The organism is Streptomyces sp. URMC 129 (genome assembly GCF_051386415.1).
In the GTDB taxonomy this organism is placed as follows: domain Bacteria; phylum Actinomycetota; class Actinomycetes; order Streptomycetales; family Streptomycetaceae; genus Streptomyces.
This window is the reverse complement of the sequence record NZ_JBPQTQ010000006.1, coordinates 48,526-70,668: the sequence shown is the minus strand read 5'-3', so window position 1 is coordinate 70,668 and position 22,143 is coordinate 48,526. Positions and strand designations below refer to the sequence as shown.

General features: G+C 67.9%; 15 protein-coding genes and 5 pseudogenes. 9 read left to right on the top strand and 11 right to left on the bottom strand.

What is annotated here, in order from left to right:
- Both ACSNOC_RS02800 and ACSNOC_RS02795 read right to left on the bottom strand, forming a co-directional pair.
- The coding region (locus ACSNOC_RS02800; RefSeq protein ID WP_436745577.1) for a DEAD/DEAH box helicase at nt 1–3,226 on the bottom strand (3,226 nt) is incomplete at its 3' end.
- 62 nt (nt 3,227–3,288) lie between these two features.
- Complete coding sequence (locus tag ACSNOC_RS02795; protein ID WP_436745576.1) at nt 3,289–3,561, bottom strand: hypothetical protein; 273 nt, start codon at nt 3,559–3,561, stop codon at nt 3,289–3,291.
- A gap of 252 nt (nt 3,562–3,813) precedes the next feature.
- Here ACSNOC_RS02795 and ACSNOC_RS02790 point away from each other — a divergent pair.
- Nucleotides 3,814–4,101, top strand: a pseudogene (locus ACSNOC_RS02790) (amidase family protein); the annotation flags it as partial.
- Between the two features lie 896 nt (nt 4,102–4,997).
- Here the strand turns inward: ACSNOC_RS02790 and ACSNOC_RS02785 are convergent.
- Both ACSNOC_RS02785 and ACSNOC_RS02780 read right to left on the bottom strand, forming a co-directional pair.
- Nucleotides 4,998–6,305 (bottom strand): annotated as a pseudogene (locus ACSNOC_RS02785) (amidase); the annotation flags it as partial.
- Nucleotides 6,306–6,397: 92 nt separating this feature from the next.
- Nucleotides 6,398–6,613: pseudogene (locus tag ACSNOC_RS02780) on the bottom strand (integrase core domain-containing protein); the annotation flags it as partial.
- Nucleotides 6,614–6,665: 52 nt separating this feature from the next.
- On the opposite strand from ACSNOC_RS02780, the gene ACSNOC_RS02775 reads away from it, so the two are divergent.
- The 3 genes from ACSNOC_RS02775 to ACSNOC_RS02765 all read left to right on the top strand — a co-directional run bounded on the left by ACSNOC_RS02775 (nt 6,666) and on the right by ACSNOC_RS02765 (nt 9,572).
- On the top strand, nt 6,666–6,836 hold the full coding sequence (locus ACSNOC_RS02775; RefSeq protein ID WP_436745575.1) for a hypothetical protein: 171 nt from the start codon (nt 6,666–6,668) through the stop codon (nt 6,834–6,836).
- A 747-nt stretch (nt 6,837–7,583) separates the two neighbouring features.
- Entirely contained in the window at nt 7,584–8,840 is a 1,257-nt protein-coding gene (locus tag ACSNOC_RS02770) for an NAD(P)/FAD-dependent oxidoreductase (RefSeq protein ID WP_436745574.1), read from the top strand.
- Between the two features lie 177 nt (nt 8,841–9,017).
- A complete protein-coding gene (locus ACSNOC_RS02765) occupies nt 9,018–9,572 on the top strand; it encodes a hypothetical protein (RefSeq protein ID WP_436745573.1) in 555 nt (184 codons plus the stop codon).
- 322 nt (nt 9,573–9,894) lie between these two features.
- Here the strand turns inward: ACSNOC_RS02765 and ACSNOC_RS02760 are convergent.
- The 5 genes and pseudogenes from ACSNOC_RS02760 to ACSNOC_RS02740 all read right to left on the bottom strand — a co-directional run.
- Nucleotides 9,895–10,223: pseudogene (locus tag ACSNOC_RS02760) on the bottom strand (ISL3 family transposase); the annotation flags it as partial.
- Nucleotides 10,224–10,385: 162 nt separating this feature from the next.
- Nucleotides 10,386–11,114 (bottom strand): SDR family oxidoreductase, encoded by a 729-nt coding sequence (locus ACSNOC_RS02755; protein ID WP_436745572.1) that lies wholly within the window; start codon nt 11,112–11,114, stop codon nt 10,386–10,388.
- A gap of 143 nt (nt 11,115–11,257) precedes the next feature.
- A complete protein-coding gene (locus ACSNOC_RS02750; RefSeq protein WP_436745571.1) occupies nt 11,258–11,962 on the bottom strand; it encodes a Clp protease N-terminal domain-containing protein in 705 nt (234 codons plus the stop codon).
- Nucleotides 11,963–12,078: 116 nt separating this feature from the next.
- Nucleotides 12,079–13,281 carry a cytochrome P450 gene (locus tag ACSNOC_RS02745; protein WP_436745570.1) on the bottom strand — a complete coding sequence of 401 codons (1,203 nt, stop codon included), beginning with the start codon at nt 13,279–13,281 and terminating at the stop codon, nt 12,079–12,081.
- A complete protein-coding gene (locus ACSNOC_RS02740) occupies nt 13,278–13,955 on the bottom strand; it encodes a TcmI family type II polyketide cyclase (protein ID WP_436745569.1) in 678 nt (225 codons plus the stop codon). Before ACSNOC_RS02740 ends, ACSNOC_RS02745 begins: the two co-directional genes overlap by 4 nt.
- A gap of 255 nt (nt 13,956–14,210) precedes the next feature.
- On the opposite strand from ACSNOC_RS02740, the gene ACSNOC_RS02735 reads away from it, so the two are divergent.
- Nucleotides 14,211–15,152: an aromatase/cyclase gene (locus ACSNOC_RS02735; RefSeq protein ID WP_436745568.1), complete on the top strand. Its 942-nt coding sequence runs from the start codon at nt 14,211–14,213 to the stop codon at nt 15,150–15,152.
- A 48-nt stretch (nt 15,153–15,200) separates the two neighbouring features.
- Complete coding sequence (locus ACSNOC_RS02730) at nt 15,201–16,205, top strand: methyltransferase (RefSeq protein ID WP_436745567.1); 1,005 nt, start codon at nt 15,201–15,203, stop codon at nt 16,203–16,205.
- 42 nt (nt 16,206–16,247) lie between these two features.
- Here ACSNOC_RS02730 and ACSNOC_RS02725 read toward each other — a convergent pair whose 3' ends face one another.
- Nucleotides 16,248–16,985 (bottom strand): TetR/AcrR family transcriptional regulator, encoded by a 738-nt coding sequence (locus ACSNOC_RS02725; RefSeq protein WP_436745566.1) that lies wholly within the window; start codon nt 16,983–16,985, stop codon nt 16,248–16,250.
- A gap of 466 nt (nt 16,986–17,451) precedes the next feature.
- Between ACSNOC_RS02725 and ACSNOC_RS02720 the strand changes: the two genes are divergently transcribed.
- Nucleotides 17,452–18,906, top strand: a complete 1,455-nt coding sequence (locus tag ACSNOC_RS02720; RefSeq protein WP_436745565.1) for an FAD-dependent oxidoreductase — start codon at nt 17,452–17,454, stop codon at nt 18,904–18,906.
- Here the strand turns inward: ACSNOC_RS02720 and ACSNOC_RS02715 are convergent.
- Nucleotides 18,894–19,829: pseudogene (locus ACSNOC_RS02715) on the bottom strand (helix-turn-helix domain-containing protein). The gene ACSNOC_RS02720 and the pseudogene ACSNOC_RS02715 sit on opposite strands and share 13 nt — an antisense overlap.
- 28 nt (nt 19,830–19,857) lie before the next feature.
- On the opposite strand from ACSNOC_RS02715, the gene ACSNOC_RS02710 reads away from it, so the two are divergent.
- The gene (locus tag ACSNOC_RS02710) at nt 19,858–20,694 is read left to right on the top strand and encodes a helix-turn-helix domain-containing protein (protein WP_436745564.1); all 837 of its coding nucleotides are present in this window, start codon (nt 19,858–19,860) and stop codon (nt 20,692–20,694) included.
- 206 nt (nt 20,695–20,900) lie between these two features.
- Nucleotides 20,901–22,118 (top strand): cytochrome P450 family protein, encoded by a 1,218-nt coding sequence (locus tag ACSNOC_RS02705; RefSeq protein ID WP_436745563.1) that lies wholly within the window; start codon nt 20,901–20,903, stop codon nt 22,116–22,118.
- The last annotated feature ends 25 nt before the right edge of the window (nt 22,119–22,143 follow it).

Sequence of the window (22,143 nt, the reverse complement as noted above, 5' to 3'; positions counted from 1 at the left end):
TGGGGAGGGTTTCGGCGAGCGTGGCGAAGTAGCGCTGGTCCTGCCAGGCCGTCCGGTCGCCGATGACGAAGAGGCGACGCTTGGCCCGGCTGACGGCGACATTGAGGAGGTTCGGGCGCTGGGCCGCCCAGGCGCGGGCACCCGTCGCCTGTGGGGCGGTGCCGAGGACGAGGATGACGACGTCGGCCTCCTTGCCCTGGGTCCTGTGGACGGTCCCGATCCGGTCCGCGGGGAGCAGTCCGCGGGCGGCGGCCCTGGCGCCATCGGCTGCCTTGCGGAACGGGCTGATGACGTACGCGTCGCGGGCGAGGTCGACCCCGCCCTCCTCGGCGAGCCGCTCCAGGATACGGCGCATCGCGCGGCCTTCCTCGGGGACCCAGTGGCCGGCCGTGTGCCCACCGGCGACGTCGACCCAGCAACTGCCCGGCGCGTAGGGGTAGGGAGGACGCTCGGGGGTGCCATAGACCATGAGGCCGTCGTAGGCCACGGCGTTGCTGATCGCGAACATGGGGTTGTCGCAGCGCCGGTGCACGCGCAGCGGGGAGCCGACCCACGCCTCGAGGGAGCCGTCGGGCAGTTCGACCGGAAGCAGCGTGCCGTACGGGCTGGTGCGGTCGGCGATCCGCTGGACCGAGGTGCGGCCCGGCGCCCACTCCCGGTCCACCCCGAACTCGTCGAGCAGCGCGCGCTGCGCCGTCCAGGGCAGTGTCACGACGGGCTCGAGCTGCAAGGGATCGCCGACGACGACGGCGCGGCGGGCCCGCCACATGCTTCCCACGGCCATCTGCGGGGTGGCCTGCCCCGCCTCGTCGATGAACAGCCAGCCCAGCGACTCGCGGCCGAGGCGGCCGAAGACCCGGCCCAGGGAGGCGAACGTCGTCGAGACCACCGGGACGACGAGGAACAGGCTCTGCCACGCGGCCCGTTGGTGACTCTCGGGCACCGAGGAGGGGATCGAGCCCGCCACCGCGTCCATGGCCGCCATCAGGTTCCCGTACATCGTCCGCGCCGTGCAGCGCAGGAACGCCTGGTGCAGGTCGAGCGCGGCGAAGAACAACTCGCTGCGGGCGCGGGTGAACTCCTCGTCCGCCCAGGGAGCGGACAGCTCGCGGGCGGTCTCGTCGGCCCGCCACGCATCGTCCGGCACGTGCCGGCCCCACCTCGCCCGGACGCGCCGGGCGGTGTCCTCGGCGGCACGCAACTCCGCCTCGGCGGCGTCCCGTCCCCGGCGTGCCCCGCGGAGGGCGTCGGCGGCCTGTTCCCTGGCGTGCCGCGCTCGGGCGCACGCCCGGGCGGTCTCCTCCCGGTGCTCGCGCGCCGCCGACTCCCGCGCGGCGAGCGGCTCGTCAGCGCGGTACCAGGTCCGGGCGGCCTTCCCCAGGGTGAACAGGCCGACGGCGAAGCCGGGACGGCTCTGGCGGTGCGCCTGCCGGTCCCGCTGCGCCTCGTCCAGTGCCCGCTGGGCGTCGTGGAGAGCCGCCTCGGCAGCGGACACGGCCCGCTCGCACCCGCGCAGCTCTGCCTCGGCCCGGGTGACGACCTGGTGGGCCTCGGCCACGGCGGCACGCACGCCCGGCAGGGCGTGGAGGACGGCCCCGGCTTCCCCCCGCTCCCGGCGCAGCCCCTCGACCTCACGGAGGGCGTCGCGGAAGCGGGCCTTCGCCCGGACCCACACGCCCTTCCGCGGGGTGGCGACGTAGGCGCGCAGCAGGTGCGCCAAGCCCTGGCCGGTGTCCAGCCACTGGTCGTCCCGGCCCCGTTTGGGCGGAATCGGCACGGTCACACGCTCGTCGGTGACTCTTTCCTTGCCGTGCCAGAAGCGGTTGACAAACTCCAGGCGGTTCTTCTTGTTGCCCAGGCGTGCGGCCACGGCGCCCCAGGCGGGGCGGCCCGCCAGCAGCCGGGTCGCCTGTTCCGCGAAGTAGTCTGCCTGCAGGCGCCATTCCTCGCCGAGGGCCGAACGCGCCGGGATCTCCGTGGAGATGTTCTCCACCGCGCCGTTGTTCGCGGAGGCCACCACCATCTCGAAGCCCGTCAGGTCGGGCCGGAGCGGATGAACGGTACGGGTGTACTCCGAGCTTGTCCAGGTGTACTTCGTGTCGGCGACGAACGCCTCGGACGGCAGCCGCAGGGCGGCGAGGCGCGTGGCCCGCTGCACGACGGCGTGGGCGAAGCAGTCCCGCAGCATGGTGGTCTTGCCGGTGCCCGGCGGCCCGTTCACCGCGAACAGCCCGTCCGACGGGCCGGACCGTCCGGAGCCGGAGATGGTGTTGACGGCGAACTGCTGGCTCAACGCGAGCGGATGGCGCGGATCGGCCGGCCAGCGCCCCGCGGGCAGGGTCTCCGGGACGCACGCGTCCAGCACGACGTCCGGTCGCTGCCGCACGTCGATCCGGGCAGCGGTGTCCACGGCGCCCCGCGGGCTCAGATAGGCGGCGAGCGCGGCGCCGGGGTCGTCGTCCCGCAGGGCGTCGGCGACCAGATCCAGATCGGTGGCGAGGAAGCTGTTGAGGAAGTCCTGCTGCCCGGCGTCCTCCGCACGGTCCCTGCGGACCGCGACGCTCCTGACGCGAACCGTCCGGGGGTCGAGCGCGTCGGTCACGTCCCACGCCTCGGCCAGCTCGTGGGCGAAGGAGAGCAGGTGCTTCGCGGCTATCAAGCGTCTGCGTTCCGGGATCCCGGGAGTTCCGGTGTCCGGTCCACCGGGCCCCGCGGAGACGACCGCGTCCGTCCCCTGGAGCGGCTCGAGTTCACCGAGTTCGGCCACCCGCGCGATCCACGCCGCCTCTTCGGCCGCGAAGCCATCGAGCCAGCCCGGCCTGGTGCCGCGCGACACCGTTCGCCCGGTGGCCCAGGCGCAGGTCGAGAAGACAGGAGTGTCGGGCACCAGGCATCCGCGATCGTCGACGGTGAACGCGAACATGGCGCTCTCGCCGTCCATGCGCCCGTCGAAGTCCTCACCGCTCTCCCCCAGCGCCTCTGACAGCACGTCGCGCACCCGCTCCAGGGAATACACGCCGCCGTACACCACGTGCTGCCAGACGTGGCCCGGTCTGAGAGGGACCGAACCCAGCTCATGACCGGCCTCCCACGGCAGCGCCCGGCCCGGCGCCACCGCGTACACCCCGTCCCGGGCCGAGACGGCGGGGATCTTCTGCGGGCTGAACAACTCCACAGCACGCCAGTACCCGACGATCGCCGCCCGCCGCTGCCGTTCGTCCGTCATAACGCCCCTTGTCCGCCAGTACCCACCGAAACCCCGCAGGCCAACGACGCATGGCCCGGGGATCATTGTGGACGCGGAGGCCGGCTGCGGCAGCCCGTTCGGCCGGATCCCCGGCTGCCGCCGCCGACGCGGTTCGTGTCGCCGCCCTGGAAGGGCCCGGAGCTGTTGCCCCCGTTGGAGTCGTAGCTGTTGGTCCGCCCGAGGAGGCCGGCGCAGTCGGCTCCGTCGTAGGCGCAGAAGTAGTCGCGTGCGGCGTTCCGGTAGTCGTCTGAGCAGACGGGCCCGCTGACCGCCTCGGCGGTGGCGGCCGGAGCGGTCAGGGCGATGTCGGCCATGGCCGACATCGGAGTCCGGTGAGGAGTTTGTGCAGGACGCGTCCTTTCTCCTGCTGCGTCGGATTGGGTGGTGGTGCGTTCCACGGCCCGATGGCCGCGGAAGTTCCTTGGGGGCCGCGGAGCTCAGGGGGGCGGGACCGGCGAGGGCCGTCGCGCGTTCCAGCGCGGCCACGGCCATGCGCCGGTAGTCGGCGATGTCCTCACGTAGGGGCCGAATTCGGATTCCCGGCACTCGTCCTCCGGAGCGCGGCGGTGTCGCCCACTCCCGCGTTCCCGCACGACCACAACCCCGATCCGAGGGAACGCCGGATCGACATCGACGGCGCCGAGTACCCGTACTTCGACCAGCTGGTCTGGGCCGGTCTTCCCACGATGCCCGGCCTGCCCGCCACCGCCATACCAGCCGGCCGGTCCCACGAGGGTCTGCCGGTGGGAGTGCAACTCATCGGTCCGATGTTCGAGGACCGACTGGGACTACCGGCTCGGTGTGGCCGACATGATCGCCGCCCTGCAGGACACGCAGAAGAAAGCCGGGCCTGATCCGGAACATCACCGAGATCTCCCTGAACAGCCAGGGCAACGCCGGCCGTTTCCCGCGCCGCCCCCTCACCTCGCGCGGGTGGTGTCGCGCAGTGGGGTCGATCGCGGGGCGGGGGTGGGGAGTGGTCGACTCCCGGTGCGGCGTCCGCCCGACCAGGGGCACATTCACATCCCCACAGCTCAGAAAGAGTGCGCACGCGGCTCCCTCGGCCATGTCGGCGGCCTCCGTCAGGAACGCTGCCACGTGCCGGGCCCGTGGACGCCACCTCGGACGCGTCCCCACCCAACCAGAAACCCTCGGCCGCTACCCCCTCCTCGTCGTGGACGAGGCCGGCGCGCAGTCGCTGCCCGGAACGGAATGCCACCCGCCTCCCACAGCACGACAGAAGGTCTTCGGACCATGCTGACACAACACGCGACAGTGAAGTCGATCACAGATGCCCCGTTGACGCGGTCGCGTACCGCGCGGATGGCGGGCGGATCCGGGTACGGGTCGCAGTGTCCGTGCCCGTGGCGCAAACGGCCGGCGATCTGGCAGCCGCCCGCGCGAGGAGATGCACGATCCGGGTACCGAAGGCATGACCGCCGCAGGGGCACAGGCCACGGAGGTCGGGATCGCCGAAGCCGAGGCCACCAGTGCCAACGACACACCTCTGCATCGCCCGGCGGAACCAGTGCAGATGGGCGAATGCGCGCTCCACGACCCAGCGTCGGGGGTGCTGCTGATGACCGAAATGCCCGATGGCGAGCCTCTGCGAAGCCCTACTTCGGTGCCTCGAAGCCACCGATCTCCTGCTCGAGTAGTTCGGCCAGTCGCATCACCAGTGACGTGGTGGAAGCTGTGCGGCAGACCGCTGAGCAACTGGAGAAGACGGGCAAGCGGGTCCGACCAAAACAAGACACGGACGGGTCAGAATCCACCCGCCCAAACCGGGTCAGAATTCACCCGACGCCGACACGCAGGCCAGGGCTGCAACCCCGGCTATCGCCACTTACTCCATGGCGGTTGGTCGCAGCGGGCTGATTCTCGGATGGGACACACCACGGCGTCGAACTCGGCGAAGAACCGGCGCCAGCCGTGGCGGTGGAGTTCGCGACGGCTGTTCGCCTCGATCCAGTCGCGGTGGCTGACACCATGCCGCGCAGGAGCGCCGCATCGAGACTCTGGTCGTCTGCGCTCAGTGCGGCGGCGCGGGTCCGCAGCTGCTCGTACGCGTCGACACGGAAACGTGCGACGGAGCCCGAAAACAGCAACTGCCTGTAGAGCATCGCGGCTTCGGCCAGATCGGGCAGCAGCGGACTGTGCCATTCGACGCGGGCGCCGCCGTCGCAAAGCGCGTCGGCCACCCGATTCACGCCCCCCGCACAGCGGACCCGGTCGGAATGAGCGGATGCTCGTCGAGGACCAGGACCTGGAAGTCGCGGAGCCGTTCATGGCGCGCGGGCGGCAGCGTCAGGTGGTACGCCACACCGAGCGTCAGCGGGTCCGGTCCGGCCATGACGTCGAGCAGGAGCGTGAGGTCGCGGGCAGCGCGCGCCATCGGACCGACGACGGCGAGGTCGTGCTCGACCGGCAGGGCCGGCCCGGGCGGCGGGACCATACCGCGGCTCGCCGCCAGCCCGAGTGTCGGCTTGTGCGCGTAAATGCCGCAGAAATGCGCGGGGGTGCGCAACGAACCGGCGAGGTCGGAGCCGATGGACAGCGCGCCGACCCCGGACGCCAGGGCCGCCGCCGAGCCGCCGGAGGATCCGCCCGACGTACGACGGTGGTCCCACGGGTTGTTGGTGGTGCCGTAGATCCCGTCGAAGCTCTGTATTTCCTGCAGCCCCAGGGGCACGTTGGTCTTGCCGAGCACCACCGCGCCCGCAGTCTTGAGCCGCGACACCTGCACTGCGTCCTCGGCCGGCACGAAGTTCCGGTGCGGCGGCATACCCCAGGTCGTGGGCAGCCCCGCAATGTCGTACGACTCCTTGACCGTCACCGGAATGCCCGGCAGCGGCCGGTCCTCACCGCGGGCGCGCGCCTGGTCGGCACCGCGCGCGGCGGCCCGTGCACGGTCGAAGTCCGGCACACAGATCGCGTTGATCGCCTCGTCGTCCCGCTCAATACGGGCGATCGCCTCGTCGGTCAGTTCCGCCGAGGTCACTTCACCGGCGTGCAAGGCAGCCGCGAGTTGTTCGGCCATCGGGAAATTCCACTCCATGAATCCGACCGTGTGGGCCTGTGGAAGAGGGCACGAAACGCCGCTTCGCACAAACGGGATGGTGAGCTGCCCCGAGTTTCGTGAAGTCCGGTTTAGCTGGCGCCGGTTGGTGCCAGAGTGGTGGTCGAACGGTAGTAGGTTGCCTCGTACTCGGCAGGTGGTAGGTTGCCGATCGGGGAGTGTAGCCGGCGGTGGTTGTACCGGCTGATCCATTCCGTGATCGCGTATTCAACCTGGTCACGAGTGCGCCAGCTACGGCGGTGGATCAGCTCGGCCTTGAACGTGCCGTTGAGAGCTTCGGCCATGGCGACCGGATCTTCGGCGTCATGGAAGGCGGCCTCGGCAGGAGGAGGAGATCGCATGACCACCACCACGCCGCCACAACGGCATCGGGCCGGGACGTCACCTCTTGAACTGGCTTACCTCACCCGCGTTCTGAAGGCACCCGCGCTGCGGGAGGCCGCGTCCCGGCTGGCCGCGATCTTGGACGGGTCCCAGCGGCCACCACCGGGAATGACCAACATCAACTGACAGCGCGGCCCACTTTTCATCCGTTGCCACCGGCCCACGATTCAGCCGTTACCGACACGAACCCCCGAATTGCCCGGAACCAGGGATGGGGCACACGCCCCGGGAGAGCCATAGGTCGGCAAGCGGTTCACGAGTCACCCAGCCGGCGCCCTACAGCACGCTACGGACGACCCTCTCTTGCCACGTGCCGCTCCTGCCATATGAGTCAGCGGTTCATACCGCTTTTGGCGCGCCAATTGACCGGTATCGAGCGGGTCTCGCGGGCTTGGTCCAGACGTTCTACAGGCTCACGCACGGTCGGTCCTCGACCCGGTCCCGATCGGCTCCCGACGACGGGACCGCAAGGTGAGATCCATGAGCGACACCAGCGCCGACATCCTGCCGAGCTTCCCGCCACGGCGGAGCATCTGGCGTGGATGTGCAGGTCGGGGACAGACACCCTGGTCCGAGCGGTGACGGCGTGGCGCTGCCGCTGGTGCTCGCCATCCGAGACAGCAGCGGGTGCCCACACGCTGACGAGACGCGCCTGCCGCGCAACGACCCGGCCCGGCACTTCGCCATCAGCCAGGGACCGCTCTCGTAGCTGGGGCACCACTCGTCGCCATGCATCCGGAGATCGTCCACCTGAGCTCCCGGCAGGCTCCCGCCCCTGCGGCCCGCCGTGGACGAGAAGGACCTGAGCCACATCACTCGCCGCAGGCAATCGCCTTGGCGGAGCTGTCGCCGTCCATCAAGGAAGGGGTTCGCATGTCCGACATCCGGGATTACGACGTCGTGGTGGTCGGCGGCGGGCCGGCGGGTTCGACCACCGCCGCCCTGCTGGCCAAGAAGGGCCGGAACGTCATGCTGCTGGAGCGGGAGAGGTTTCCCCGCTATCACATCGGCGAGTCGATGATCACCGGGGTGATCCCGGCGATGGAGGCACTAGGCCTGACCGACGAGCTGGACAAGCGCTTCCAGCCGAAGCACGGGATCAGCCTGGTGTGGGGTCTCGACTCGGAGCCGTGGCGTGCCTCGTTCGATCAGACAGGCCTGTACGACCACTCGTGGCACGTGGTCCGCAGCGAGTTCGACGAGTTGTTGCTGAACACCGCGCGGGGATTCGGCGTGCATGTCGAGGAGCAGGCCCACGTCACTGCGGTGCTTTCCGACGAGAACGGCACGGTCACCGGTGTGACGTACCGCCGGGGTGGCGAGACGTATCACGTCACCTCCCGTTTCGTCGTGGATGCGTCGGGTCAGGCCCGGGCCATCTCGCGCAAGCTGACAGAAGTGTCCTGGCAGGAGGACCTGCGCAACGTCGCCATCTGGAACTACTTCACGCCGTACGAGCCGCTTTCCGAGGGGCGGCAGGGCGGCGACATCCTGGTGGAATCAGTCAAGACCGGAGGTTGGCTCTGGGGCATTCCGGTGACCGAGGACAAGCTGAGCCTGGGTCACGTGCTCCCGGCCGCACTGGTGGCAGAGGCAGGCGCCCAGGGGCTTTCGCACCAGGAGCTCTTCGACCGAGCGGTGGAGAACAGCGAGGTTGCCAAGACCATGATTGCCAACGGCGCTCCGGTCGACCGACTGCGCACCGCCCGTGACTGGTCGCATGTGTGCAAGAGTTTTCACGGTCCGGGTTGGCTGTCAGTGGGCGACGCTGCCGGGTTCATCGACCCACTTTTTTCGCAGGGTGTGTGGCTGGGCACCTCGGGGGCCTGGATGGCCGCCCGCGCCCTGGAAGCCGCGCTGAAGAACCCGGCCGACACCGAGCGTGCACTGGACCGGTACGAGCTCGTCTACCGCGTGCTGTACGACGAGTTCCTGTCGTTCATCCGGTTCTTCTACGACCCGAACAAGCTTCGCGAGATCTACTTGGAGCGGGCACAGCAGGACGTCTGGCATCCCGACGGCAACCTGAAGATCGGTTTCATCACGCTGATCTCCGGCATCAAGGCGCTCCCTAACATCACCGGCTTCGACCCGCTCGGCACCGACACCCCCAAGACCGTCCGGATGTGAGTGCTCCGCCTCGACCACGGGCCCGCACGGCGACCGCCAGTTGTGTCCGCGCAGCCGAGCATGACCGGCGGAGATGGCGAACCACCGGGAGATTCCCGCAGTGCAAGGACCGCCAACCGTGCTGCGTCAGTCGATCCGATCGGCAGACACACCTTGACCATTCATCAGCTCTCAGCCATGTTGCTCGCCCTGGCCGTCATCTCGCTGTTCTCCTTCGGGGCCGGGGCGCTCGCCCGCCGCTTCGGGCAACCGCCGGTCATCGGCGAGGTGCTCCTCGGGGTCCTGATCGGCCCCACGCTCCGACAGACATCCGGCCCTTCCTCACCGCCTTGGCGAACGTCGGTGTGGCCCGTTCGTGTTCACCGTCGGGGCAGACCTGGACGCCAGTGTGTTGCGTGGACGCAAGATGGTGGCCGGCGTCATCGCTTCCGGCTCGATCTCCTTCCGTTCGGGCTGGGCTGCGCGCTGGCCTTCCATCTCGTCGCCGACCACCACACCGGCAACAAGACGGGGTTCATCCTCTCCATGGGTGCCCTCCATGCCGGTGACAGCCTTCCCTGTCCTGGCCCGCATCCTCACCGACCGGGCATGAGCCGCACCTGGCTCGGCAACGTCGCACTGGCCTCCGCGGCCATCGATGACCTGCTCGCGTGGACTCTGCTCGCCGTCGTGGTGGTGATCTGCGGGGCGGTGACCGGATCCCAATGGCTGCTGCTGCTCTTCATCCTCTAGCTGGTGTTCGTGTTCGCTGTGGTGCGGCCCGCCCTCCGACGCCTGACGGCGGAGCGCCGTGTCCTCGGCTCCTCGCCGTCGGCACTGGTCATCACGCTGGTGGGCTTGCTGCTCCCGATCTTCTCATCGTGGCAGGCTCAAGGTGGACCGTGTCGAGGCGGGCGAGGTGGTGTCCGTGCCGACGGCGTGGGCCGATGCCGGCGGCGAGGATCCCCTCGTCGTCCTCGCCGCGGGCCGAAGCCGTTGCGTACCGAGGACGGGCCTGTCGAATGAACGGCCCTGTCTCCCATTCGGTGGTGTCGGGGAGTGGTGCTGTCCGAGGAAGGCGGTGGCGAAGCAGGGTGAACCCTGCCCGTCCGTGCATCTGTCGCGCGATCCGCTTGGTCTTGGTGTTGACGTCCTTGGCGGTCGCGCCCGTTGCTGTACGGAAGGGTGAGCGCGGCGCTCACGGCGTCGCTGCCTCGCTCCAGGCCCCGACTGAAGGCATGCGGACAGGCAGACAGGCTGCACGGACCTGAACGATCCAGCGCGAGAGCCCGTCGGCGATTCTTTCGCGAGGCGTCAGACGTTCGGCGAAGGACCGGACAGCGACGGCCAGTTGGTCATCTCGGGGCAGGCGGCGGTGAGCCGAGCCAGCAGATCGGACGAACCTGGCAACGCTGCACAGGACGGCGATGGCCCTCCAACGACAGCGGGACATCGCAGTGGAGCCTCGGGCGGGCCAGGCCGGCGCAACCACGACGCCCACTCGCCTCGAGCCTTACGAACGGGGCTCACTTCCAGGTCGAAGCGCAGTCCATCTCGTCGCGAGGGTCACGAGATCGACATCCCGCCGTCGATGCACAACACCTGCCCGGTCATGTAGTCGGCGTCCAGCAGCAGTTCGATGCCGCGGGCCACCTCGTCGGGCGTGCCCATGCGTCCGGAGGCGGTCCGGGCCACGAGCGCGGCGCTGATGTCGGCCGGCACCTCCTCGGTAAGTGTGGAGGCCATGAGCCCGGGCGACAGCGCGTTGACCGTCACTTTGTAACGCCCGCATTCCAGGGCCAGGCTCCTCGTCATCCCCATCACGCCGGCCTTGGCCGCCGAGTAGGCCGTCTGGCCCCGGCTGCCGATGAGACCGGCGGGTGAGACGACGTTGACAACGCGCCCCCAGCGGGCCCGCACCATGTCCGGGAGCACCGCGCGGCAGGTGTGGAAGGTGCCGATCAGATTGACGGCGATGGTCCGTGTCCAGTCGTCGACGGACTGGGTGACCATGAGTCCGTCGCGGCGGATCGCACCCGCGTTGACGAGCACGCTGATGCCGCCGAGTTCGGCGCGCACCTGGTCCACCATGGACTGAGTGGTAGCCCAGTCAGCGACATCGGCCTGCACGACCATACGGGATCCGCTGAGTTCGGCCGCAACTTTACGGGCCCGGTCCTCACCTGTGGTGTAGTGCAAGGCGAGCCGGTAGCCACGGTGGTCGAGAACGCGTGCCACGGCGGCGCCGAGCGCCCCCGAGGCGCCGGTGACGAGGGCGACGCAGTCGGTAGTCATAGCATCTCTCCGATTGTGCGGGGTATGGGAAAGCCGCGCCACGACTCGGTCCGCGAGGCCGAGCCGACATCGAACCGGGGGCACCGCGAACCTCCTGGCACGGCAGAGGAGTTCACCGCGCCAGGAGATTCTGCGTGGTTCCACTACCGGCTGACGGGCAGTTCCTTGTCGGCGTCCGACACGAACCGTTCGACCGTCTCCGCGTCGACCCCGAGCGAGTGAAGCAGCCCGGCGCCGCCGTTCTCCTCCTCCAGCAATCCCAGCAGAACGTGGCCGGTGCCGACACCCTCGTCGTCGAGCCGCAGAGCCGCCCGGAAGGTCAGTTCGAGCGCCTTCTTCGCGCGGGCGTCATACGGAATCATCACCGGATTGGCGTCGCTGCGCGCCGGCAGGGCCGCCACTGCCACCTCTCGCGCCTGGCCGAGGTCGACACCCTGCGCCCGCAGCGCTGCGACCGCGGTGCCCTCAGTGCCGAGCAGGCCGAGGGCGAGGTGCGCGGGCACGATCTCTGCGCTGCCTGCCTGTTTGGCCTCGTTCATGGCGGCGACGATCGCGTTGTGCGCGGGCTTGGTGAGCTTGTCGAAAGCGGGCCTCGGGGCGGCCTGATTGCCGACGAACCGCTTCCGGGCAGCCTGCTTGGTGACGCCCATACTGCGGCCGATGTCGGTCCAGGACGCCCCGGAATGACGGGCCCTGTCGACGAAGTGACCCATGAGGTGGTCGGCGACGTCTCCGATGCGGTCGGCCATTGCCACGGCTTCGGTCAGTTGGTCGAGGACGTCAGTGTTGCTCTTGGTAATCGTTGTGATCAGGTCGTCGAGCCTCACTGGCGGAGTAGTCTGGGTCATGCCGTCAACCTTCGGTTGTCGATCCATCTCGTATCAAGCGGGACTTAACGGTCCGCATCGCACATCCACCCAGGGCCGCCGCGCCCGCTGGCGAGGCGCGCAGACGGCTGGCACATTTACCAGGTGATCGGCATTTCGGCCGGACCGAACGCCTGGATCGAGTGGTATTTGTACGTCAGCTCCGCCTCGGGCACGGCCAGCGCGAGCGCGGGAGCCCGCTCGAACAGTGCCGTGTAGACGATCTTCAGTAGTTCCGGTACCAGGCGATCCGCCGGGCACTTGTGCGGCCCGTGGCCGAACGCCATGTGCCTGGGGGCCTTTTCCCGCTGGAGATTGAGCTGATGGGGATAGGGACACACCGCCGGGTCGCGGTTGACGGGCATCGTCGGCACTGCCATGCCATCACCGGCCTTGACCAGTGTGTCGCCGATCTGCACGTCTTCCAGGGCCAGCCGCATGGGGGTGCCGTCGGTGATCGAGAAGTACCGGAGCATCTCTTCCACCGCGATGGTCAGCCGGTCGGGCTGGGCGAGCAGCGCCGCCCGCTCTTCCGGATGGTTCAGCAGAGTGAGCACGCCCAACGAGATCATCGTGCCCGTCGTGATGTGAGTGCCCTGGGCGTTCGACATCATCAGGGGTGCCAACTTGAACCAGTCGACCTCGCCGTGCTCTTCGCGTTCGTGCAGGATCAGGTGGCTCATCAAGTCGTCGCCGAGGTTGTCTGCCTTCTCTTTCAGAACCTCTTCTGCGTGGCCGTTCATGACTGCGGCCGCTGCCTTCTCCTCTTCCTCGCCCCTGGCGAGCATGAGAGCCCAGACGTTGTCCCGTATCTTCTGCAACTTGGCCGCAGCGACGCCGACGAACATCTCCTGTAGCTGCCAACCGATCGGGTACGACAGCTGCGACACCAGATCAACCGGTTTCACCGGCAGGCTCAGCATCGCGTCGATCTTCTCGTTCACGGCGACCTGCAGGCGTGGGAGGAGTCGGGCCAGCGCTGCCGGGGTGAATTCCCGCAGGACCAATTTCTTCCACGCCGTGTGTTCCGCGCCGTCCAGATTGATCATGAACGGGGCGCAGTACTTCAGTTTGTCCATCCCGGTCGGCGTCAGCCTGGGAAATGCGGCGTTCGTCTTGTCCGAGCTGAACCGCGGGTCGGAGAGTACGAACCGGGCGTACTCGGGCCGCACCACCATCCATGCCAACTTGCCGGTGGGTAGTGTTACTCGGCCAATGCCGCGCTCCCGCAGCGTTTCGTACTCGGCCGGCAGCACGCCGGGCTGCTGTCGCCGAATAGGGAAGGTCGGTAGCTCGGTCATGCTGACACCTCTGCAGCCCAGTGGTAAAAACGGGTGGCCAACGAATGGCCGTTCGGGTCGTACGGCGGAATGATTTGCGTCAGGTCGTCGACAAGCTGGAGGAAGCGGGGATCGCCGTCCGCCCACACCTTGCTGATCGCCTTGCTGGGGTCGGCGTCGGCGAAGTCCTGGATGTGCAGGTAGATCCCACGCCAGAGATAGATCTGGCGGCGCAGCGTACCCATGCTCTGCGGGATATCGGTCGCATCCGATTCCGCGAACAGCCGCGACGTCTCGGGGATGTGCTCCTGCCGCTGGGTGTTCACGATCACCGCGCTGTACGTCTGCTCCAGGTTCTCCAGATGCTCGGCCGGCCACACGTAGAAGCGCTCGGCCGCCGGACGGTCGATCGGGCCGTCCCAGTCCTCCACTGCGGTGTACTCGCCGAAGTAGGCCGCGAGGCGTTCGTTCAGACTCGTGCACCGGGGGTCAGTGGTCGTCATCCGGTAAGCCTCGGCCGCGTCCGCGACGTCCCAGTCCTGCATGTGCACGTAGAGATCGCTGTAGTGGAAGACCTGCCTGCGGCGCAGCTGGGGCAGCTCGGACGCAACCTCGCCGTCGAACTCCTGAAGGATCTTCGTGACGTCCGCGATGTCATCACTGTCGAACGTGCCGACGGTGACGGTGCTCGGCATATGCCTCTCCTTGCAGTTGGCCGTCGAGAATTGTGCCGCGCCACGGACGGACTCTCGCGGGGGTTTGGCTGGGGGCACATCCCGAGGCTGCGCTCTCCCCTTCGACGCCGAATCGACGACGAATAAATGACCGGCCGACGCCGCGGGCGACCCACATGTGGCGACTCGACGGGTTCTCGAATCGAGGTCGAACGAGGACGGACATGGTCGACTTCGATGGTTCAGAACACTACGACGCTTGTGAGGTGTCTGGTTGTGTCGAGTACGCAGCAGAAAATTGATCACAGCGTAGACGTCGACGCCGACTACGAGACGGTGTTCGACCTGGTTGCGGATGTCGCGCGCTGGCCACAGTTCCACTTGTCCGCTGTGCACGCAGAAGTTCTGCACAGCACCGAAAAAGGCGACCTGGTCCAGCACTGGTCGCTGGTCGGTGACTCTGCCGTCCGCACTTGGCGGACCATGCGCCGCACCGACCGACCGGGACACCGCATCACGTTGACGGACATGGACGTCGATGCGCCGGCCACCAAGATCCGCGCCGAATGGGTGTTCACCGAACTGGCACCGAACCGGATCCGGATCGAGCTGAGCAACGTCATCGAGGCGCCGAGTGACGCCGACCTCGGCCCGCTGCTGGACAGGATCGACCAGGAAAGCAAGGAACAGCTCGACACGCTGCGCGACACGGCGGAACGGCATGCCGAACTGGACGACGTCTTCGTGTCCTTCACCGACTCGTTGTTCGTCGCGGGTTCCATCGAGGACGCCTACGACTATCTCTACCGGGCGGACCTGTGGCCCGAACGCATCCCGCACGTGGTGGGGCTCGCCCTGACCGAGGACGTGCCGAACATCCAGTTCTTCGATATGGACACCCAAGGCCCGGACGGCAGTACGCACTCCGTCCGTTCGGTGCGAATCTGCCTGCCGCCCAATCTGATTGTCTACAAGCAGATCTCGTTGCCCCCGATGCTGGACGCGCACACCGGCCACTGGCGGTTCACCGAGACGCGGGAAGGCGTCATCGCCGAGGCCCGGCACACCAGCACGATCAAGCGCTCGGCGCTGTCACTGTTCGGCGGCGCGACGACGATCGATGAGGCGCGCCGGTTTCTGCGGCGTCTCTTGAGTGGTCACAGCATGATCAACCTTCGCCTTGCCAAGACTTACGCGGAGGAGCGCGCCGGCTTCTGAGGGCACGCATCGTCGGGCGAACAGAAAACCGTTGAGTCAGGAGGAGCTATGGCCGAGGTGAAGACCGCCAGGGGCGGGGGAATATGGGCAGCTGCCGATCTGCTGACGCCGATGGCCATTCGCGTGGCGGCGACCCTGCGTTTGGCCGACCACATCGCCGCTGGAACCCGGACGGCCGAAGCGCTGGCCGAAGCCGTGCACGCCGACCGGGATGTACTGGGCCGGCTGATGGACCATTTGGTGGTCGCCGGTGTGTTGTCGAGCACGGGGGCCGCTGCCTACGACCTGACGGCCATGGGGCGCTACCTGTGTGATGGGGAGCCCGAAGGAATGCGAGCGGTGCTCGACATCGAGGGTGCCATCGGGCACGCCGAGCTGAGCCTCGTCCATCTGTTGCACACGGTTCGCACCGGCGAGCCGGCGTTCCCGCAGCAGTACGGCCTGTCGTTCTGGGACGACCTGTCTGCCAACGACGAGCGTGCCGAGTCGTTCGACACGTTGATGGGTGCTCGGCTGAAGGCGCACGCACCAGCCGTGGCCGCGGCATACCCCTGGGGAGAACTGCGTCACATTGTCGATGCTGGTGGTGGCGACGGCAGCATGCTGATCACCATCCTCCAGGCTCATGGCTCTGTGCGGGGGACGGTCGTCGACCTGCCCGGCCCTGTGCGTCGTGCCGGGAAAGCCATTGCCGCGGCCGGCCTCGACCACCGGGCCAGCGCCGTGGTCGGCAGCTTCTTCGACGAGCTTCCGGCCGGAGCGGACGCCTATCTGCTGTCGAGCATCCTGCACAACTGGGACGACGCGTCGGCCGCTCGCATCATGCGGCGCTGCGCTGACGCGGCGTCGACGACGGGACGTGTGCTCGTCGTCGACTACTTCACGGACCAGAGCGTCATGACCGAAGGTGACCTCCGCATGCTCTGTTACTTCGGAGGCAGGCAGCACACCCTCGAGCAGCTGGGCCAACTGGCCGGATCCACCGGCTTCGAGATCACCTCGGTCACGCCAGCCGGTCGTCTCTCCGTCGTCGAACTGCGCGCATCCCACTGAGGGAAAGGCATTGAGGTCGAAGGCCATCCGATGTCGGTGCGGTTACTCGGCGGGTAGCGAACCGTCGTTCTTGGCTTTCGCCAGGTACCGGGCCTCGATTCCATCCAGGATGGTCGTCAGGCCGTTCTCGAACCGTTCGTCACCCTCGCTGATCTCGGACGCCTGGATCATCTTTTTCAGATACGGAAACTCGCCGGTCGCCAGCATGGACATCAAATACGGCTGCATTTGCCGTCGCCAGGTATCCCGATCGACGCCGGACCGCTGAGTGACCGCCCGCTCGGCCAGCTGGGCCTGCACGGTACCGCTGACCCAGGAGTGAATCAGGTCGAGTACGTCCACCGCCTGCTCCATGTCGAGACCACAGCCGGCAAGAAGGGCGAGATCGCGTTCCATGCCGCGCAGGAAGTTGGGGCCCATGACTGGACGGGTGCTGAGCAGCGGAGCAAGCCAGGGGTGCCGCAGGAAGACCCGCCTGCGGCGGCGTGCCAAGGTCGTCAGGTCGGCGCGGACATCGCCGGTCGGCACATGCTGGTCGAAACCGGTCGCCTGGTCGATCATCACCGCGTACAGGTCTTCTTTGGTGGGTAGATATCGGTACAGGGTCATCGTGCCGGTGCCCAGTCTTTTAGCGATGTTCCGCACCGACGCCGCTTCGATACCTTCGGCGTCCGCAATCTCGATCGCCACCTCGGCGATCTGCTCGCGACTGTGCTGCGGAGCCGGACCTCGCGTGGATTTCTCCGCTCGCATCCAGATGATGGGTTCCGGGTTCGACACGACATCCATCGTACGCGCGCGTAGAGCTGCTAGTTGCGTACGTCGTCCGCAGTTGGCGAAAATCGCGTTTCACTGTACTCGGCTGGTGGGTGTCTTGGCTGACGGCTGGACCCCGACTCGGCGAAAGCTTCTCCAGTTGCGCCACGAACCCGGCGCCTTGCTCACACTGCTGATGACTCCGGCAGTGTTCGTCGTGTTGTCAGCAATCCCGGCCCCCGGGACGGGCGCCCCGTGGCCGCTGACCCACCGGTGACCGCGACCCTGCTGTGGGCCGGCGTGCTGCTGGCGGTCTTCGAGCTGCTATCGGCGCGCCAGTTCGCCCGTGCCGGACTGTCGATCGGATCGCACAGGAGAGGACGACGATGGACGGACCATCGATGCTGGACGAAGTCGCACAAGTACCGGACCCGAACGGCCACGGTGTAAGCGCGACGGGACTGCTGTTCCCGGTTTCGGAGGGACAAACATGCGGGTGGTGATCGTCGGGGGCGGCACCGTCGGGCTGTGCACTGCCGTCTTGCTTGCGCGCCAGGGGGTTTCGGTCCAGGTGCTGGAACGCAGGGCGCAGGTTAACGACCACCCGAGGGCGTTCGGCATCACCGACAGGTCAGCGGAGATCCTGCGCGAAGCCGGCATCGAGGTCGAGACGGAAGACCGCGTCAGGGGTTTGATGACGGGGTCGAGTTTGGCCGAACTGACCACCGTCACCTCCAGGTTCGAGCCACCGGAGATCGGTCCGGCCAAGCTGGGAAGCTGCCCGCAGGACCGGGTCGACCGGGCCGCGCTGGCACGGCTGCGGGAACTGGGCGGCAAGGTGGACTTCGACAGCGAGGTGGTCGCCGTAGCCGATGGCAGCGTCACGACAGCGGATGGTAGGACCGTCACGGGGGATTACGTGATCGCCGCCGACGGCGGCCGCAGCAGGACCCGGGATTTGCTGGGCATTGGCGTGACCGGCCCGGGACGAATTGGCACCGATCACATGCTCAACGTGTTGTTCCGCGCCGAACTGCCGACCCCGCCGTTCTCCATGACGTCCCTGCGCAACGATCGGGCGTCCGGAACCCTGATGAAGGTCGACGCGGACCGCTGGGTTTTCCACATACCGAACGGCGATCCGAACGCACCCACCGAGCAGATCCAGCAGACGATCAGGGACGCCACCGGGGTCACCGACATCGAGCCGGAGATCATCAGCCTGTTGCCCTGGACGGCGAGGGCACAGGTGGCCGACAGGTTCAGGCGGGGGAATGTCTTCCTCGTCGGCGACGCGGCACACGTGGTGCCTCCGGTCGGCGGTCAAGGCCTGAACATGGGTATTGCTGACGCCCACAACCTGGCGTGGAAACTGGCCGCAGGTGGTGACGCCCTGCTCGACACCTACGAAGTTGAGCGCCGGGCGGTCGCACTGTTCACCATGGAACAGGTCATGATCCGCACGCATAACCGTGACCTGCACTGGGACCACGATCCGAGCCGGGCCGCCGAGCGCGCGGCCGTCGGCATGGCGGGCATCATGATCCCCGTGATCGGGTACCGATACGCATCGCGCGCGGTGATCGACCCGGAACCGTTGTCGGACATGGAAAATCTCAGGCTGGACGGCGCACCGGGCAGCCGTCTGCCCCATCGATGGCTTCCGGATGGACGGTCCACCATGGACCTTGTGGACGGGTTCACGCTGATCACCGGGACCGCGGCCGACCACTGGCTCAATGCCGCGCGGGAGCTGGGGATCACGGCTCACGCGGTCGAGGGGTGGGCCGAGGCCGCCACCATCAGGGAGGACGGCGCCGTGCTCGTCCGTCCCGACGGCTTCGTCGGCTTCCGTGTGATCTCCGCGCAAGATGCCGCGGAGACCAGCAAAAGGCGGCTGCGGGACGCTCTCGACCAGATCCTGTGCCGCCGTCACCACCGGTAGCAGAGTCGGCGGCTATCGCCGGACAGCGAAAGCGGTCGCCGCGAGTGTCCTGAGTCGCTAACTCGTTTGCAGTAGGCGGTGAGGGATTCCAGAATCTCGTCCGCGGTCTTGTCCACACGAAGGGCTTGGGATCCTTGTTCCATTCGTTGATCCAGCCGCGGATGTCGCGCTCGAGCTCGACGACGCTGCGGTGGGCGGAGCGGCGCAGCTTGCGGGTTGTCAGTTCGGCGAACCAGCGCTCGATGAGGCTGAGCCAGGAGGCCGAAGTGGGTGTGAAGTGCAGGTGGAAACGCAGGAACTCGGTATGCCGGTGCCGGCGGTAGTGCTGGGCGATGACCGAACCGGATGCGATGTCCAAAGGCGGCGAACAGGCTGGTGGTGCCGTGGCGGACGTAGTCGTGCGCCATACGCGCCGGCGTGGTGGGCGCCAGCGGCAGCACGGGTTGCGTGCGGTCCAGGGCCTGTATCTGCGACTTCTCATCGACCGCCAGGACCAGGGCGTTCTCGGGTGGGGAGAGGTAGACGCCCACCACGTCGCGCACCTTGCTCACGAACTGCGGGTCGGTGGACAGCTTCCAGGTCTGCACGATGTGGGGCTTCAGACCAGTGCGTGTCGCCCTTCGGGGGGCCTGGTCGAGGGTCGTGGCGCTCACCGCCTCGACCTGCTCGTCGGTGATCTTCCGTGGCGCTCCCGGGCGCGGCTGGTCCATCAGCCCTTCCAGCCGGTCCGTGAGGAACCGGGACCGCCACTTGCGCACCGTCTCCCGCGAGACGCCCAGCATGTCCGCGACGTGCGAGTTGGTCCCGCCCTCCGCACACGCCAGCACGATCTTCGAGCGCAACACCAGTGACTGGGCCGCCGTCCGTTGCCGCGACCAGCCCCGCAGCACCCGGTATTCCTGGTCGGACAGTTCCAGCGGCAACGGCTTCGGGCTGGTCGTTGAGCTGTGCGTGGTGGGGAACGTAGCGCGGGCGGTGATCGTCGGGACTCGGCGGATCACGGGGCTGTCCACGGAAGTGATCGCTGAACTCATCGTCGAGGTGGGCCCGTTGTGGGAGGAACGTCACCGGTCCAGGCTTGCCGCGCGGCCCCGGCGGCGGGCTGTCGGCGCCGGAGCGAAGCACCGGCTGGTCTTCGTTGACCGGCTGCTGGCCACCCTGGTCCACCTGCGGCACGGCACCACCCATGACCTACTGGCCTGCTGGTTCGCCGTGGACCGCTCCACCATCACGCGGGCGATCGGTGAGGTGCGGCCCTTGCCGGCGATGCGCGGCTGCACTGTCGCCCCTTGCCTGCGGCTGCTCTCTGGCCGATGTCGTCGCGCACCTCGGGGCCGGTGGCCAGGCCGCGATCCTGGACGCCACCGAGGTCCGGGTCCGCAGGCCGGCGGTCGGGCGCCCGGAGCGGGACCGGTTCACCTCCGGCAAGAGCAAGCAGAATGCGGTCAAGGCGATGGTCGTCACCGACTCCGCCGGGCGGCGGTTGTTCTGCGGTCATGCCCGGCCCGACAGTTCTGTCCCGACATCACGCAGGCCCGTCAGTCCGGTCTGGCCGACCTTCTCCTCAGCGGCCCCCCGTCGAGATCCTCGGCGACGCTGGCAGCGCAGCGCCATGCGCACTCCTCGCGGCGCATCCGAGTCGAGCACGGCATCGCCCACCTGAAGAACTGGCGCTCTCTGGCCCGCCATCACGGCCGACATGAACACCTCGCCGACACCATCCAAGCCGTCGCCGCCCTGCTCTCCCACCAACAAACCGCAGCCCAGCCAACGGGCCGCGCCGCGTGATCACATCAGCCCCCGACCAGCCGGACGACGCGCCACAGCCAACCATGCACGAGTTCGTTAGCCCCTCGGTCGAACCGGACACGAATTCGCCTCGAACCGGTGCCGCGAAGATCGGCGCAGCGTCTTTTGCCCTATACCCGCGGTCAGAACGCACGTCGTCGTAGCGGCGGGTGTCGAGATGCTTACCAAAGCAGAGGAGGCGAACGGTGGACTTCGGCGACGATCCCTATCCCAAGTACGCATGGCTGCGTGCGGAGGAGCCGGTTCGGCATGTCCTGGAGGGCGAAGGCCTTTACGGAGTGCTGGTGACCCGGTACGAGGACGTGCGGATGTTGCTGTCCGATCCCAGGATGAGCAAGGACCCACGCACCGCACCGGCCGACTGGCGGGAAGCGGGCAAGGGACGGCCGCTGGAGGATCGGACCGGACTCGGGACGCACCTTCTGACCACTGACGGGCCCGAACACGCACGGCTGCGTCGGCTGGTCTCGACCGCCTTCACCGCCCGCCGGATCGAGGGCCTCCGTGGCCAGGTACAGCACATCACGGACGGGCTTCTGGACGAGATCGTACCGAGGGGCCGTGTCGACCTGGTCACCGAGTTCGCGTTCCCGTTGGCGATCACGGTGATCTGCGAGCTGCTGGGAGTGACGACGGCGGACCAGGAGGTGTTTCGCCGCTGGACAAAGGATTTCCGGCGGTGGACGAACAAGACTGCTGCCGACCCCACCGGGGAAGAGGACGCGCGGCCGGTCGGACTCCGCGACCTCCTCGGCTATTTGACCGAGCTGGTCGCGAGGCGCCGACGCGAGCCGGCCGACGGTCTGGTCGACGCCCTGATCGCGGCCCGGGATGCCGACGACAGGCTGAATGAAACAGAACTGCTGTCCATGCTGTCCCTGTTGTTGGTCGGGGGCTTCGAGACGACAGTGAATCTCATCGGGAACGGCATCCTCACTCTGCTACGCCACCCCGACCAACTTGCGCTGCTGCGGGAGCGACCGGATCTGCTGGATTCGGCTCTGGAGGAGATGATCCGGTACGACGGATCCTTCGAGACGGCGACGTGGCGTTTCCCGCTGGAACCCATCGAGATTGCCGGTACCCGCATCGAGAAGGGGTATCCGGTGCTCCTGTCGCTGGCGTCGGCCAACCGGGATCCGGCGAGGTTCATGGCACCGGACCAATTCGATGTCACCCGCGCCGAGAACGGACACGTGGGGTTCGGACGTGGTGCGCACTTCTGCCTCGGTGCTCCCCTGGCCAGGCTGGAGACCCGGATCGCGTTCGAAGCGCTGCTGCGCAGGTTGCCCGGTCTCGCCCTGGCCGTACCGATTGAGCAGTTGCGATGGATGCGCAGCCTCACGATCCGCGGCTTGGAAGCGCTGCCGGTCACGTTCGATGCGTGCCCTCGACATCAATGAAGGAAATCACATGCCAAACGCTGTG